Genomic DNA, 14831 nt, shown 5'->3' with positions numbered 1-14831 from the left:
AGCCCGACAATCCCACTACACACGCCGCCTCAACCTCGAACTCCAGCCATGATCCCGAACGGCGGCTGCCGTACTAGGTCCTCTGAGGGCAATCATCCTGGCGCACCCTTGCCTTATCGAGTGACGTAGTCCAAGATCGCTAGACATCCAGGCCGCGTACGGGGGCGCGCCGTCTGGATGTCTTGGCCCCCACGCATGTCTACGGGGGTCCGATGAGATTTCGGCGGCTGCTCGCCACGCTTTTGTTAACAGCCGGGGTGGGGCTGGTGCCTGTCCCTGCGGAGGCCAGCATCGCGCTGGCCACCTCGCAACCCACGGTGACGAATCTCGACCTCGTCGCCGGTCAGTTCAACATGGCCGGCGGGAATGATGAACACGGCATCAAGGGCAACGAAGCGCCCGACGCATTGGCCCGGGACATCAACAGTCGCGCGTCCCAGTTGGCGTTTCTGATCGTCAACGAGGGCTGTCAGGATTGGCTGGAACGGGTCGAAGCCCAGATACCCAACAAGTACCGGGTGCGGTTCGACCCGATCCGGGGTCGCAGCGGCCGGATAGCGAGCTGTAGGCACGACTCGCCGTTCGGCAACGCCATCATCTACGACCAGACCGTTCTGCCCAACCCGCAACCGGTCGCCCATGAACTGGCCGCGCAGGTCGGCATGGAGAAGCGCGAGATGCTCTGCCTGCGCTCGTCCCTTCGGATGCTGGTGGTCTGCAGCACCCATCTGAGCGCCACCAGCGAGAACGCCCCGCAGCGTCAGCTGGAGGCGGAAGAGATCAAGAGAATCCTCGCCAGGGACTACTCCGGCTACACCTTGATCGTGGGCGGCGACTTCAACGATCATCCGCTCTCCCGAACGTTGAGCAACCTCTACCACAGCGGTTACGGGGGTGAGACGGGGAAGAAGGCGCACGGCTCGCTCAAAGAGGCGTTCAGCCCGTGCGAGAACGAAGTCAAGGAACGGTACGTGGATCTCCGTGGCTTCGAGCAGTTCTGCCGCGCCGGCGAGCGAACCCATGGCGGCAACAACAAGTTCGACTACCTGTTCGTGTCGCTGGCAGTGGCTGTCCGGGGAGCCAGCGTGGTCAGTTCGCCGCACTCGGATCATTCGCAGATCTGGGCCTGGCTGACCGTTCCGTTGGCCAGCGGCCCCCAGGTCGATCGGATCATGGTGGTCGGCGACTCGATCAGCCAGGGCCTGGAGGGCGACGTCACCTGGCGGTACCGACTTGATCAGCACCTGCGCATGGCTGGGCGGGACGTGGCCTTCGTCGGTCCGTACCGGGGCACCACCCGGCTGCCGAAGGATTTGCCGGCTGGCTTCCCGGATGAATCAGCGCCGCCCTACTTCAACGGCATCTACTACAACGGCCTCACCTTCGACAGCGACCACTTCGCTCAATGGGGGCGCCAGGCCCACCAGACGAAGAACGACATCGCCGCTCGGGTCTCCCAGTACCAGCCGAACTACCTGCTGGTCGAGTTGGGCTTCAACGACCTCGGCTGGGGCGTGTCAGACCCGGACGGTCTGGTCGCGGACATGCGCGCACTGATCACCAACGCCCGGTCGGCCAAGCCCGACATCCGTCTGCTGGTCGCCACCGTTCCGCAGCGCACCCCGCTGAGTGTGCAGCCGGATCTGGGTGCCCGGATCAGCGAGTACAACGCGAAGCTGGGACCGGCACTGCGGGCACTGAACACCGCGACGTCACCCGTACGACTGGTGGACATCGCCAACGGATACGACCCGTACGTCGACGCCTACGACGGACTGCACCCCAACGGCGACGGAGAGAACAAGATCGCCAAGGCCTTCGCTGACGTGTTGGCGAACGAATTCCAGGTCGGCAGGCCCTACCCAGGTCCGATCGGCCCCAACCCGAGGATCATTCCGACCACGCCCTCGTGGATGCGCGCCACCCCCACCGCCGCTGGGATCAGGCTCGAGTGGCAACACTCGTTCGGTGCCAGTGGCTACTGGCTCTACCAGCGCGACGCGACTTTCGGCGGGCCGTTCGAGCGGTTGCCGTTGCAGATTCCGGCCGACTCCTGGTCGGTGAACTGGGTGGCACCCGGGCATCGCTACGAGTTTTATGTCGTGGCCACCCGCGGCAACCTGGAGGCCAACGGCTCGTCGCCTATCGCGTCGGCCACCGTCGCGCAGATGGAGACTGCGGCTGGTCCGCCGAACATCACGGCGACACCAGGGCAGGGCTACATCGACGTAAGCTGGGACGCTGCGACCGGTCCGTACAGCGGGACGGTACACAGCTATCGCGTCTACTACCTGGACAACTCCGTGCCGGGCAGTGTCGTCGCCAGCCAGACCACCACGGGGCGGTCCATCCGGCTGTCGGGTCTGACCAGCGGCCATTCGTACATTCTGGCGGTGTGCTCGGTGAACGCAGTCGGCGAAGGGCTGCCCGCGCCCGGTCCGACCATCACCGTCGGCTGATCGCGCTGCCTTGGTAACTCTGCGGCCCGGTCAGCGATCGTTGCTGACCGGGCCGCAAAACGATGCCCAAGTAGGTCTCTTCCGTTACAGAAGCGGGGGGATGTCGGTGCTGATGGGTACGGGCAGCACCGTCGGCCCCTCCGTGCGCAGGGCGAGGTCGAGGGCCTGGCCTAGGTGGTCGGGGGTCTCGACCACTGTGGTGGCGCAGCCGTAGCCACGGGCCACCGCGCTGATGTCGATGCCGGGAAGATCCAGCCCGGGTACCCCGGGGGTGTGCTTCAGCTCGGCGAAGGACTTGAGGATGGCGTACTGCTGGTTGACCGGGACGATCACGACCAGCGGCAGCCGCAGCTGGGCGGCGGTCCACAGGGCCTGCACCGAGTAGTGGAAGGCCCCGTCCCCGATCACCGCCACCACCGGCCGGTGCCGGCCGGTGTGGCGCTGGGCCAGGGCGATGCCGACCGCCGCCGGAAGGCCGTACCCGAGGCCCCCGCTGGCCATCGTGAAGTACGAGCCGGGTCGGCGCAGCCGCAGGCGGCGGCGCAGCGCGGAGAGGTTCGACGGGGACTCCTGCACCAGCACCGCGTCCTCGGGCCAGTGTCGGGCCAACGCGGCGAAGAGGGCGTCCGCACTGAGCGGAAGGGAGTCCTCGACCGAGGGTGGATCGGGTCGGGGAGCCGGTGCCGGCCGGTCCACCCGCGGCAGCAGCTCCACCAGGGCGGCGAGGGTGAGGCCGGCGTCGCCGAGCAGGCTGTCACCGACCGGGGCGCGGGCGGCCTCCTCCGGATCGTCCGTGACGTGCAACAGGCGGGCGCCCTCGGGCACGGTGGCCCCGGGAATGTGCGGGTAGTACCGGAACACCGGGGCACCGACCACCAGCACGATGTCGTGCCCCTCCAGCCGCTCGGCCAGTGGCCCGGCGGCGTAGGGCAGCACCCCCTGGAAGTAGGGGTGGTCCTCGGGGAAGGCGGTGCGTTCGGGCGCGGGTGCCGACCAGACCGGCGCGACCAGCCGCTCGGCCAGGGCTGTCGCCGCCTCCCAGGCCCCGGCACGGTCCACGGCCGCACCGAGCACCACCACCGGGGACCGGGCCTCCGCCAGCGCGGCGGCGAACTGCCGCAACCGCTGCGGGTCGGCCGCGAACCGGGTGGCCACCGTCCGGACCTCAGGCAGGGGATCGGCGGGCTGCGCCCAGTCGTCCAGCGGCAGGGAGAGGAAGACCGGCCCGGCCGGTGGCTGGACGGCAGTGGCGTACGCCCGCATCAGCGAGGCCGGCACGTCCTGCGCGCGGACCGGTTCGTGGGCCCATTTGACGTACGGCTGGGGCAGCTCGGTGGGACGGCGGGCGGTGAGACGCGGTTCGAGCAGCAGCATCTGCCGGGTCTGCTGCCCGGCGGTGACGATCAGGGGGGTTCGGTTGTGCCAGGCGGTGACGATGTTGCCCATGGCGTTACCGGTGCCCGGCGCGGTGTGCAGATTGACATGCGCGGGGGCTCCGGTCACCTGGGCGTACCCGTCGGCCATGCCGATCGCCGAGGCCTCGTGCAGCGCGTGTACGTACTGGAAGTCAGCGGGGAAGGCCTGTAGGAAGGGCTCCTCGGTCGACCCGGGGTTGCCGAAGACGGTGGTCATGCCCAGTGCGCGGAGCAGCTCGTAGGTGGTGTCGCGGACCGTTGCCATCGCCCCTGAATCTAGCCGGGTGGCTCCGGCCGGCAGGGTCATTCGGCGTTGCCGGTGCCGCCGAGGGGCGGGCTCTTCCCGCAGCTTGTGGTGGATGCGCCGGCCCCATTGTCGATCACCGGGCAATCAGACCGTCGCCACGGCCGGGGTCGCAAGCTATCGTGCCAGGCATGGCTACGACAGCGCGGATGACACCGGCGGGGCCTGTCGTTGGTGTGCCGGCCCGACCCTGCCCGCCGCGACGAGGCTGACGGGTACGCGTGATGCAGGGAGAGGGGCAGGCGATCGGCGGGCGGGCCATGGAGTCGATGATCGGGAAACTGCTGGTGGCGACGCCCGCACTGAAAGATCCGAACTTCGACCGTACGGTGGTCCTGCTGGTCGCCCACGAGCCCGGCGGGGCGCTCGGGGTGGTGCTGAACCGGGCCACCGAGGTACCGGTGGCCGACGTGCTGCGCGACTGGGGCGATCTGGCCCGGCACCCGGCGGTGTTGTTCGAGGGCGGCCCGGTGCAGCCCGAATCGGCGATCTGCCTGGCTCGGATGCATCCGCCGGTCCGCCGCCTCAAGGGCTTCCACCAGGTCTCCGGAGCCGTCGGCACCCTGGACCTGTCCGTCGATCCGGAGCGGCTGCGGGAGAACGTGCAGACCATCCGGGTCTTCGCCGGGTACGCCGGTTGGGGCGCCGGGCAACTGGAGCAGGAGATCGAGGAGGGCTCCTGGTTCGTGCTGGACGCCCTGCCCGGCGACGCCTTCGTCGAGCGCCCCGACGACCTGTGGCCCATGGTGCTGCGCCGGCAGGGCGGCATGATGGCCGCGGTGGCACATTTTCCACCCGACGTGGCCCTGAACTGACCCGCCCGAGGGGGGGTACCCCGCGAGATGACCATGCCGGGCGTCGTGTGTATAGTTCTTCCAGTGCCCGGGGAAACCGGGTGCGAAAGCAAGGGGCCGTGGCGCAGCTGGTAGCGCACCACACTGGCAGTGTGGGGGTCAGGGGTTCGAGTCCCCTCGGCTCCACCGACCGCACCATTGTGCGAACCGGTGGTACTCCTGAAGTGCCCCCGTCCGTTTCGGGCGGGGGCATTGTCGTGTCGGTGGGGATCTTGAACACGGGTATGACTCCCTGGTCGGTGAGTTGGACTTCGGCGATGAGGGTCTCGATGGCGGCTTTGCGTTCGGTGGCGGTGCCGCTGGTCATGATGGTGCTGAGGTGGTCGCGGATCCGGGCGACGGTGCCCGGCGGCGGGGGCGCGGGCTGGGACGTCAGGCTCGCTTCAAGTTCGGTGTGCCGGGCTTGGAGTTGGGCGAGTCGTTGGCGGAGTTCGCGGATGCGGGGTCCGGCGGTGGCGTCGTCCATGGTGCCGTTCTCGAACGCCGTGTGATACCGGTCGATCGCGTTCTCGGTGCTGGTGATCTGGTGGGCGGTGGCGGTGAGTTCGGCGCGTCGGTCGTCGGTGGTGGTGTCGTGTTGGGTATGGGCGCGTTGGATCATGGCGGCGAGGACGGGTTCGGCGGTGGTGTAGAAGTCGAGTAGGGCTTTGAGGATCATGTGGTCGAGGTCGTCGGCGGGGAGCCGGGGTGCGGTGCAGGTGGCGTGTTTGCCGTAGCGGGTGCGGGTGAAGCAGGTGTAGTAGCGGTAGCGGCGGGTGCGGCCTTTGGCGGAGGTGCCGATGTAGCGCTGTCCGCACCGTGGACATGTCAGTAGGCCGGTGAGGTAGTAGTCCGAGTCGGACATGGCCCGCTGGGTTTGGACGTCACCTCGCGCGTTGGCGATGTCCTGGGCGCGGCGGAAGGTGTCCCGGTCGATGAGTGCTTCGTGGGCGTCGGGGACGTAGACGTCGCGGTAGGCGATGTCCCCGAGGTAGGCGGGGTTGTCCAGGATCCGGTTGATGGTGTGTCCGGACCACTGTTTGCCGGTCCGGTTGGGAACACCACGGGCGTTGAGGTCGGTGGCGATGGCGCGGGTGCCGAGTCGGTCGCGGGTGTAGAGGCGGAAGATGTCCCGCAGGATGGGTGCTTCGTCGGGGTGGGGGACGAGGCGTTGGGTGTCGGGGTTGACGAGGTAGCCGTAGGGGCGGGTGCCGCCGGCCCATTGGCCTTTGCTGGCTTTCGCGGTCATTCCGCTTTTCACTCGGTCGATGATCATGTTGCGTTCGTATTCGGCGAACACGGCGAGGAATTGCAGCATCATGCGGCCGACTGCGCCGCCGGTGTCGACGGGTTCGGTGGCGGAGGCAACGCGGACGTTGGCGGCGTCGAGGGTGGCGGCGAGGTCGACGAAGTGGGCGAGGCTGCGGCTGAATCGGTCGACTCGGTAGACGAGCAGGACGTCGTACATTCCGGCTTTCGCCGCGTCGAGTGCTTTCTTGAGGCCGGGGCGTTCGGTGGTGGCGCCGGAGGCGTCGTCTTCGAATTCGCAGACGATGACCCAGCCGGGATTGTTCTCGACGTACCGTCGCAGGGCGGTGCGTTGGGCGAGCAGGCTGAAGGGCTGGTGCTCGTCGTCGGTGGAGCGCCGGATGTAGATGCACACTCGGCATGGTCCGGTCGAGCCGTCCGGCTGGGTGGTGGTGGGGGCGCGTCGGCCGCGCCGCTTCGGTGGGCTGGTGGGGGTGGGCTTGCCTGCCATGAGAGGTGGTTCCTCCGTGCGAGTTCGGCGTGGGGTTGGCCGGCGGGCGGCCCACGGGCGAGTGGGCCGCCCGCCGACGTTGGGCGAGGGGGCTCAGGCGGCGAGGTTGGGGTACTCGCGCCAGAAGTGGTTGAGTAGGACGGCGAGGGCTTCGGCGGCGTTGTCGAGGTCTTCGGCGGTCATGGGAATGGTGTCGACGCGTGCGATACGCATCGGAATCGTCTTTTCTCTTTCGTTGGTGGGGATGTGTTTCGCACCGCTGCTTTTGGTGGCGGTGCCGGGATGCGGTTCGTCAGGATAGCTCCGGACGGCGTTTTCGTCGTCATACGGCGCGGTGGCCACGGTCCTCCGAAAAGCGTGTGAAGCTGCTGGGGTCGGAGTCCTTCGTTCATGCGGTTTCCTTTCCTGCGCGGATTCGCGCGATCGATCCGATTGATGCGGAAGAGGCGGTTCGTGGCAGGTCGCTCTGCTTTCCGTGAGGGGCGGGGACGATACCTCGGAGCGCTGTCACCGGGTAGCGAATCGGACTGTCAGCGACTCACGGAAACTCACACAGGTTGCCGGAGAGCGGCTGACAGTCTCAAAGGCTTGCTGTCACGGCGAGTGCAGAGGTACTGTCTGCCCTCCTCGTCGGGGATGGTGCGGGCCGCCACCGCACGCCGCGTGCTGCCGGGCCGTCGGGTAGCCCTCCTCGCCGCCTGTGTGGGCACGTGCCCGGCCACCAGGGGCAGGCCGCTACTGGGGGATCAAGTGGCCTGCTCGGTGCGACTGTCGGCGGTGGGGAGGTCGGCCAGGCGCATCGGCGTCCCGTGGTGGCGGTGCAGCCACCACACGGCTTCTGCGGGGTTGATGCCGGTGACGTCGGCGTGCACGGCGGTGGCCACCGGGTAGATGGTCCCGGCGGCGGCGAGTTCCTGGTGTAGGTGCCGCTCGCGGGCTGGGGAGTGCAGCCAGAACAGCACCGGCCAGATCCGGCCGGTGACGTGCGCGAGTTCCCGATATCCGTCGATCTTGTCGACGAGGCGGGACAGGGGCCGTTCGGTGCCGAGGTCGTGTTCCAGGAAGAACGGCACCCTGCGGTGGCCTTCGGCCCAGATGCCGTGTCCGTCCGGCCGTGATCCCGGCTGGTAGATGCGGACGGTGACGTCGTCGTCGGGTTCGGCGAAGGCGCCCATCTGCTGGCAGCGTCCCGCCGGCCACCACCGCAACAGTTCGCTGCCGGGGTGGGTGCGGGCGTGACCGGCCAGGGCGGTGAAGAAGCCGTTGACCCCGAGCAGGTGCGGCAGGTTCGCCCGCCTCGTCAGATGCCACCGCCTTTTGCGGGCCTGGTCCTTGCGCGGCAGGTCGTCGCCGCGCTGCGCGGCGACGACCTCGACGCCGAGCTGCGCCAGCACGTAGTGGTAGGGGTAGGAGCCGCCGTCGGGCTTCTGCGGCCGGAACCGGTCCACCACCCCCAACGTGTGCGTCAGCGCCCGCAGGCGTTCCTGGGCGTAGTCGACCGATGGGTAGAGGGCTTCGGCGATCTGGAAGGAGGTGAGCACGCCGTGGTCGGCCAGCCAGCCGAGCAGGACGAGGTCGCGGTCGGTGAGCTGAGCCTGCACCCGAAGCAGCTGATCAGGCATGCGTCACCACCAGCCCAGGGGGGAGAGACCCAGTCGGAGGGTCTGTCGCATCACGACAGACCCTGTTGACAGCGGCTCTGGCCTGGGCTGTGAGCCGAAGCAGTGGGTCCGGTTGAGGGTCCTGTTGAAGCGGGACGCCAAGTGGGAGACCCGGCCGGACCCGCAACGGGAGGTCAAGCCCGCCGCTGTCAGCGGGAGACGTCGGAGATGCGGTAGCCGCCAGCGGCGGCGGTGAGGATCGTTGCGTGAACAGGGTGTACTCCAAGGTGAGAAGGGGTTTCTTGTTGGGTTGTGCGGGGCGGATGTCGCCGGACGGCGGGCAGAGCGGGTCTGCGCCGGGTGACGCCGGCCGGGACCTTGACATGCGGAGGTCAGGTGTCACTGTGGAGATGTCAACGAACGAGTCAGCCCCGCGAGGGGCCGACCGGATTCGGGCAGCAGTGGTCGCGACGACCTGACAGGGCAGGTCGCCGTCGATGCGAACAGGGATAAGCGGCGGAGTCGAGCACGCGACGTGCCGACGGTCTTTAACAGCGTCCAACGGCGCCCCGGTGCTCGTCGGCAGGGACTTACCACGACAGAAGCGCAAGCGCCCCGTCGTGGGCGGCGGCTTAACTCGCCGGCGTCAGGTCCCTCATCAGCGGTCCTCCTATCACCCAGCGCCCCCGTCCCGGCGACGTGTGCCGTGAACGACGACAGGCGCCACCGGAAGGGGTGCCGCCTGCGTCGGGCCGCGACCGGGACAGGCCGGCCGCGCGGGGAACGCTCATCCAGTACGCCCCGGCAACCCATACCGGGTCAAGCCCATCGTCGATAACGATAAGATAACGGGTCTTGACGGTTGCATCTCTCTGTGCTGCTGCGTTCGCCTCCGTTATCCCTAGTGCTCCTCAGTCCACCTGCGTCCACTCGACGGCGGGGTGTCGTTCCTTGCGCATCGAGTCGTAGCCGTCGAAGGTCGAGAGCGTGCAGAAGTGGGATCCGCTGAAGGAACACCAGCTGCCGTTGCTGCGGCGCATCGGTGACGGTGACGACCTCAGCGGCCCCGACGGCGTCGATCAACGTCTCTCCGCTCGGGCGTTGCAGAACCGCCGGCTCGTCGACGTCAGCCGCCGAGGCGGTGTATGGCGGGCGCAGATCACCGACGCCGGCCGCTTCTACCTCGACAACGGCATCCACCCTGACCATCCCGACCGGCTCCTGGGCGGCGCGGCGGCTCCCCGCCAGCGAGCCCGCATCGTCAACGCCGCCAAGCGGGGTGAGTCGGCGTCGGCCAGGTCGGAAGCCGGTGGCGCCGTCGCCGCGGCAGGCTCGGCGGGTACCCCGGCCGCTGCGATGGTGGAGCAGGCCCGGCAACTCGTGGAGCGCCTCCAGGCCGAGGGCGGAACGGTGCGAGTCGAGAGCCCCGACTCTGAGGAACGGGCCCGGTGGCGGCGGGTCATTCACGCGGCCAAGCAGCACGGTCTCGTGCCCGCCGGGTTCCACCTCAAGCACACCGGCCGCGCCGCCGGAGACCTCATCATTCGCCTGTCCAACGACGACGACCCCGACGAGACGGACTGGAACCGGATCCGGCTCAACACCCGCCGCGTCACCACCGACCCCGACCTCGTGTTCACCGCCCTGGAGAAGAACCCGGCCGGGCTGGAGGTCACGGAGACATCCGTTCCCCGGGCGCTGGACCTGATCCGCGGCCTCGCCGCCGAAGCCCGACGGCGAGGCCACCGGGTCGGTGTGAACACCAAGACCAAGAACCCGTCGGTCTACCTCCAAGTCGACAAGACCCGTCGCAGAGTCCGGTTGATCGAGGAGTACGACGAGATCCCCCACGTCCCCACCGAGCAAGAGGCCCGGCAGCTACGGCGCAACCGGTGGATGGTGCTCCCCAAGACCGACCGGGTCGCCTCCGGCCGGCTGCGGATGGAAATCGCCCGCGCCGGCTGGGACAAGAAGGACACCTGGGCCGATGACAAGCGGACCACCCTGGAGAAGCGCCTTCCCCGCATCATCCGCGACGTCGAAGCCGGCATCGCCGCAGACGAGGAAGCTAAGCAGGCTGCTCAGCGGGCCCACGACGAATACGTCGCCGAGCTGAATCGGCGGGAGGCCGAGGAGCGTCGCCGCTGGCAGGCGGCCATCGACGAGGCCCGTCCCCAGGCCGCGGAACTCCTGCGCAAGAAGGCGTTCCGGCGGGCCTACGACTCCTGGATCTCCGCCAACGAGATCCGCGCCTTCTGCGACGCCCTCGAACACGCCGCACTCGACCAACTGGCCGACTCGGGCAACCGCACCCGATGGATCGACTGGGCCCGAGCCGCCGCCGACCGCCTCGACCCCACACAAGGGGAACGAACCCTCGCCGAGATCGGCTTCGACATCGAGCCGAAGCCCGGCGACCTGCGGCCCTTCATCGGCGACTGGAGCCCCACCGAGCCCCACCGCGAATACCGCTCCGAACGCGACCAACAGGCTATCGACGCGACCCGGCTCCAGGCCGAGGCCTGGCACCACGGCATGCGCGGACGCGCAACCTGGTGGCGCAGGTAGCGGCCATGCGCAGAAGCGCGGCCCCGTTCGTCGACGGCCTGTTGGGCCCGTCCGACGGAGGCATTCGCCTACTGATGGGTGAAGTGCCCGTACTTGGCGCCGACCAAGAAGCTCGTCCAATCATCCCGGCGGAACAGGAGAGCCGGGCCCGTTGGGTCCTTGCTGTCCCGGAGAGCTACCGCGTCGGCGAGGTTGGCGACCTCGACGCATTGGCCGTTCCCGCTGGATCGGGTGCTCTTCTTCCACTGGGCGCGGGACAGGTCGACTGAGGTCATCCCGTACCTCCTCCCTGACTGATTGCCGCGGCGTGTTCCTGGATCAGCTTGATCGAGCTGGTTGGGTCGAGTGCGGTAGCGCGGAGGTGTTCGAACGTGCTGGTGTAGCGGCGGACGTCTGCTTCCCGTTCGAGGAACAGGTCGCCGGCCATGCTGTCGACGTACACCAGGGCGGGATCGGCCGGGTCGGGGAAGTCCATGACGACGAACGAGCCGGGCATGCCGGCGTGCGCGCCCGAGGCGAACGGGATGACTTGAAGCGTGACCTGCGGCTGGCCCGCCGCGCTCGCCAGGGCATCCAGCTGTTCCGCCATGACGGCTGGTCCGCCAGTCAGCCGGTGCAGGACGGCTTCGTCGAGGATCGCCCAGAGGTGTAGCGGCTCAGTCTTGCGGAGCGACTCCTGCCGCTGCATGCGCGCCTCCACCCGGGCCTGCACGTCCGCGTCGGTCGCCAACGGCAACACGCCCCGGATGACGGCGCGGGCGTAGTTGTCGGTCTGCAGGAGGCCCGGGACGAAGAGCGACTCATAGTTGCGGACCGAGCGGGCTTCGGCTTCGAAGCTGATGTACGTGGTGTAGAGCTCCGGCAGTTCCGACTCGTACGCCTGGAGCCAGCCCAGCTGCGCGGCCTGGCGGGACAGGGCGATCAGCTCGCTGCGCTTGTCCTCGTCGGTGACGCCGTACTTGTCCAGCATCGCCATCAGGGTGCGCCGCTGCGGGCGGACCTTGGCCGTCTCGATGCGGTAGAGGGTGGCGGGATTGATGCCGGTCTGCTCGCTGACCTCGTCGCGGGTGAGGCCGGCCGCGGTACGCAGTCCGCGCAGCTCCGCCGCGAGCCGCCGGAGGCGCACGGTGGGCGGTTGCCGTCGAGCTGACAACTCCATGTCCCTTCGCTCCTGTCGTAGTCAGAGTGTGCCCGCCGTGCGGATGCAACCTCCAGGCAGGCCAGGCAAGTGACGTACATGCGAATGCAATCCTTGCATTCTCACTAGTGCATAGGCACTATGGGCATGAGCATGTCAGGCCGGTGCGGCTCATCAAAGCCGCGCGGTACGGCGGTGGGCTCGCGCTCCCAGGGGCTCACCGCCCGTCCGGCCTCGGACGCCTCTCGGCAGGGACGCAGCCCGTCACCCGAAGCGGGCTGCGTCCCTGCCGAGAGCCGAGTCAGGGAGGCAACGCAGTGGTTCCATCCCTCGTCCTAGCGGTGGTCGCGATGCTCGGCTTCGCCGCCGGACTGTTCCTGTTCAAGGTCAAGTCCCGATGGTGCCGACGGTGCGGGTCGGCACTGAACTGCCCCGACTGCGGAGGCCGCAGATCCCGCCCGCGTCCCGGCCGGACGAGTTGGACGAGCGGACTGTGACCCCGACGCCGATCACACCTGTAGTCGGCGTCGCGCCCGGCGACGTCGTGCACCTACGCGAACAGGACTACCAGCACGGCAGCGGCCCGCTACGGCTGCGGATCGTCTGCGTCCGCCTCGACCTCAGCCTTTGGTACGACGGCCAGTGGGTGTGGCTCGAAGGCATCGAAATGCCCTCGCCCGGCCGCGCCGGACGCTTCCGGCAGGTACTCGCCCGCGTCGGCGCCCTCCCACAGCCGCAGGAATGACATGGGCGCCACCGTCTACCTATCCGCAGCGGCCATCGACCAGCTCACGACCGCGCAGCGAGCGCTCGACGAGCACGTCACCTCCAGCGCCACCGGCTACTGCCTGCGTTGCCAGCTCATCGGCCCCTGCCCCACCAACGAGCAAGCCGTCGCCACCTTCACCCGCTACGGCCGCCTGCCCCGAAGAACTCCCGGCGCGACCCGACCGCAGCTCATCAACGCCCGCCGCATCACTGCCGGCCCTGATCCCGCAGCCGACCTCACCCGGAGGTACCAACCGTGACCCTGCCCGACATCGCCGCCGCGCTACGAGACCTGCACGTCTCCATCGGCCAACAGCAGGACCTGACCAAGGTCGTCATCCAGGACGCCGAGAACGCCCGAGCCGAGTTCCGTGCACTGACCACTGGAGCCACCAACCCCCTGGTCAACCGGGCACTGGGCAACTACGCCCAAGGAATCGTCAAGCTCCGCGACGGCTCATGGCTGCTCGCCGAAGCCGGCGACATCCTCGCCGAGTACGCCCGAGCAATCGGCATCGACATGCCGCCTCGGCAGCCGACCGAGGGCAAGCGGAAGGTCGAGCCGACATACGACGAGCAGAGCGATATCGGGCCCCGGCAGCCCGGCACCCAACGGCTCCCGCAAGCCGAAGAGCCGGCACCGCGCGACCCGTCGGCTGGCTAACTCCCCGCGGACTCCGAAACGCGGGCGGAATGTGGCGACGGCCGGTGCTCAGCCCCCGGCCGTCGCCACTGCCACCAAGTGCTTACCGACGAGGTCCTGGGCCTGGTTGACCTCGTCCACGCCCTCTTCGAGACGGACAGGCGCTTGTCGGCACGCACGCACCGCGCTGTTCAGCAGGTTGTTGCCCCCGCCCCGGCTGACCTTTTGGAAGTGAGCCTGGGCCTTGTTCACCGAGTCGACGACCTCGGCGATGCCACGACCCACCTGATCGAGCGTCTGCAGCACCATGCTCAACTCCGCCATCACCGACCCGATCGGACCGCCACCCCGCCCGGCGGTGATCCGATCCAGTCCGGCGTTCATGGCCCGCCCGGCCAGGCCGCCGACTTTCATACCGGCGTAGGCGGCACCAACCGCGATCAGAGGGGACGGGTGGTAACCCGCAGCGTCGGCGGCTGCAGTGGCCGCAACGGCTAACCCCGCCCCTGCAGCCTTGCCGACCTTCTCGCTGACCTTGGTGATGCCTTCCCGAGCAGACTCGATGGCGGTGTCACGTACAGCTCCCGCTGCCGCCGTGAGCGCTCCAGCCGCCTTCCCACGGGTGCCCGGGACTCGTGCATCCCTCGTTCGACCTCGACCTTGTCTGCCCAGCCCGAACATCGTTTACTGCGCCGGTTCCAAGAAGGCGCACCCAGCGGCAACGAGCATAGGAATTACCTTGGCCGCATCGAGCGCCAGCTCACCCGCTGTCATCTCGTCGATGTCCTCACCGCTAGCGCGTTGCTCGGCTGCAAGCTGAGTAGCGATTGCACAGGCGTCCCACAAGGAGCCAACGGTCGAGGAGAACGCCCACAGGTTGTAGACGGTGAAGTTCACCTTGACGAGGGCCTGCCCGTTATGGCCGATGAGGCGTCGGTCCGGCTCCTCCGGGGTGTTGCCCATGCCTTCCGCGAGCGGGTGGAGCTTGATCCGCCGGAACGCCTTCTCCAGTTCACTGTCCGGGTCGAACTCGATCAGTAGCCCCCGGTCGAGGAGCCGGTCGATGACCGGCCCGGGGTTGGCAGGTCCGTTGCCGGCTGCGATCACATCCCGCTTAAGTGTCTCGCGGTTGACCTCCAAGCGAGCGTGCCGCTCTGGGTCGAGGAAGGCTCGCCCCCATACCTGGAACTCTTCGTCGGTCAGTTCCTCGGAGTCGCTGCCGAGCCGCACCTCCCAGTACTCCGGGGTCGGATCGGGCGGGGTGACGTACCGGTAGGAGGGGCCGAGGTTGAGGCCGACGGGAACGATGACGGTGGGCATCGGGTGACCTTCCGAGGATCGGT

The 14831-nt window shown here is 68.5% G+C and carries 14 protein-coding genes, 1 tRNA gene and 1 pseudogene; 8 read left to right on the top strand and 8 right to left on the bottom strand.

Annotated elements, in window-relative coordinates; genetic code table 11:
- Positions 1 to 266: 266 nt before the first annotated feature.
- On the top strand, positions 267 to 2459 hold the full coding sequence (locus ACLQ2T_RS18325) for a GDSL-type esterase/lipase family protein (protein ID WP_425767562.1): 2193 nt from the start codon (positions 267 to 269) through the stop codon (positions 2457 to 2459).
- Between the two features lie 84 nt (positions 2460 to 2543).
- Here ACLQ2T_RS18325 and mdlC read toward each other — a convergent pair whose 3' ends face one another.
- Positions 2544 to 4139: a benzoylformate decarboxylase gene (mdlC, locus tag ACLQ2T_RS18320; RefSeq protein ID WP_425767561.1), complete on the bottom strand. Its 1596-nt coding sequence runs from the start codon at positions 4137 to 4139 to the stop codon at positions 2544 to 2546.
- Positions 4140 to 4402: 263 nt separating this feature from the next.
- Between mdlC and ACLQ2T_RS18315 the strand changes: the two genes are divergently transcribed.
- The 3 genes from ACLQ2T_RS18315 (at position 4403) to ACLQ2T_RS18305 (ending at position 5675) form a co-directional block, all read left to right on the top strand.
- Entirely contained in the window at positions 4403 to 4993 is a 591-nt protein-coding gene (locus ACLQ2T_RS18315) for a YqgE/AlgH family protein (RefSeq protein ID WP_425767572.1), read from the top strand.
- A 92-nt stretch (positions 4994 to 5085) separates the two neighbouring features.
- Positions 5086 to 5158, top strand: a tRNA-Ala gene (locus ACLQ2T_RS18310).
- Between the two features lie 118 nt (positions 5159 to 5276).
- Positions 5277 to 5675, top strand: coding sequence for a hypothetical protein (locus ACLQ2T_RS18305; RefSeq protein ID WP_425767560.1), 399 nt, complete (start codon positions 5277 to 5279; stop codon positions 5673 to 5675).
- A 9-nt stretch (positions 5676 to 5684) separates the two neighbouring features.
- Here the strand turns inward: ACLQ2T_RS18305 and ACLQ2T_RS18300 are convergent.
- The 3 genes and pseudogenes from ACLQ2T_RS18300 to ACLQ2T_RS18290 form a co-directional block, all read right to left on the bottom strand.
- Positions 5685 to 6770, bottom strand: a pseudogene (locus ACLQ2T_RS18300) (recombinase family protein); the annotation flags it as partial.
- 93 nt (positions 6771 to 6863) lie between these two features.
- Positions 6864 to 7112 (bottom strand): hypothetical protein, encoded by a 249-nt coding sequence (locus ACLQ2T_RS18295; protein ID WP_425767559.1) that lies wholly within the window; start codon positions 7110 to 7112, stop codon positions 6864 to 6866.
- A gap of 404 nt (positions 7113 to 7516) precedes the next feature.
- Positions 7517 to 8392 (bottom strand): replication-relaxation family protein, encoded by an 876-nt coding sequence (locus ACLQ2T_RS18290; RefSeq protein WP_425767558.1) that lies wholly within the window; start codon positions 8390 to 8392, stop codon positions 7517 to 7519.
- Positions 8393 to 9358: 966 nt separating this feature from the next.
- On the opposite strand from ACLQ2T_RS18290, the gene ACLQ2T_RS18285 reads away from it, so the two are divergent.
- Positions 9359 to 10939, top strand: a complete 1581-nt coding sequence (locus ACLQ2T_RS18285; RefSeq protein WP_425767557.1) for a hypothetical protein — start codon at positions 9359 to 9361, stop codon at positions 10937 to 10939.
- Positions 10940 to 11007: 68 nt separating this feature from the next.
- On the opposite strand, the gene ACLQ2T_RS18280 is transcribed toward ACLQ2T_RS18285, so the two are convergent.
- Both ACLQ2T_RS18280 and ACLQ2T_RS18275 read right to left on the bottom strand, forming a co-directional pair.
- The gene (locus tag ACLQ2T_RS18280; RefSeq protein ID WP_425767556.1) at positions 11008 to 11214 is read right to left on the bottom strand and encodes a DUF397 domain-containing protein; all 207 of its coding nucleotides are present in this window, start codon (positions 11212 to 11214) and stop codon (positions 11008 to 11010) included.
- Positions 11211 to 12098, bottom strand: a complete 888-nt coding sequence (locus ACLQ2T_RS18275) for a helix-turn-helix domain-containing protein (RefSeq protein ID WP_425767555.1) — start codon at positions 12096 to 12098, stop codon at positions 11211 to 11213. The genes ACLQ2T_RS18280 and ACLQ2T_RS18275 overlap by 4 nt, the downstream gene beginning before the upstream one ends.
- Before the next feature lie 388 nt (positions 12099 to 12486).
- Here ACLQ2T_RS18275 and ACLQ2T_RS18270 point away from each other — a divergent pair, with 388 nt between their 5' ends.
- The 3 genes from ACLQ2T_RS18270 to ACLQ2T_RS18260 are packed head-to-tail and all read left to right on the top strand — an operon-like array spanning position 12487 to position 13509.
- Positions 12487 to 12822, top strand: coding sequence for a hypothetical protein (locus ACLQ2T_RS18270; protein WP_425767554.1), 336 nt, complete (start codon positions 12487 to 12489; stop codon positions 12820 to 12822).
- 1 nt (position 12823) lies between these two features.
- Positions 12824 to 13105 carry a hypothetical protein gene (locus ACLQ2T_RS18265; protein WP_425767553.1) on the top strand — a complete coding sequence of 94 codons (282 nt, stop codon included), beginning with the start codon at positions 12824 to 12826 and terminating at the stop codon, positions 13103 to 13105.
- Positions 13102 to 13509 (top strand): hypothetical protein, encoded by a 408-nt coding sequence (locus ACLQ2T_RS18260; protein ID WP_425767552.1) that lies wholly within the window; start codon positions 13102 to 13104, stop codon positions 13507 to 13509. The genes ACLQ2T_RS18265 and ACLQ2T_RS18260 overlap by 4 nt, the downstream gene beginning before the upstream one ends.
- Before the next feature lie 48 nt (positions 13510 to 13557).
- On the opposite strand, the gene ACLQ2T_RS18255 is transcribed toward ACLQ2T_RS18260, so the two are convergent.
- Together ACLQ2T_RS18255 and ACLQ2T_RS18250 are read right to left on the bottom strand one after the other, a co-directional pair.
- Positions 13558 to 13902 carry a hypothetical protein gene (locus tag ACLQ2T_RS18255; RefSeq protein WP_425767571.1) on the bottom strand — a complete coding sequence of 115 codons (345 nt, stop codon included), beginning with the start codon at positions 13900 to 13902 and terminating at the stop codon, positions 13558 to 13560.
- A 270-nt stretch (positions 13903 to 14172) separates the two neighbouring features.
- Positions 14173 to 14808, bottom strand: coding sequence for a hypothetical protein (locus ACLQ2T_RS18250; RefSeq protein WP_425767551.1), 636 nt, complete (start codon positions 14806 to 14808; stop codon positions 14173 to 14175).
- Between the last annotated feature and the right edge of the window lie 23 nt (positions 14809 to 14831).

Origin of the sequence: Micromonospora sp. DT229 (assembly GCF_049844505.1) — a bacterium.
Lineage (GTDB): Bacteria > Actinomycetota > Actinomycetes > Mycobacteriales > Micromonosporaceae > Micromonospora.
The sequence above is the reverse complement of the archived record's forward strand: the minus strand, read 5'-3'. Positions and strand labels throughout refer to the sequence as shown.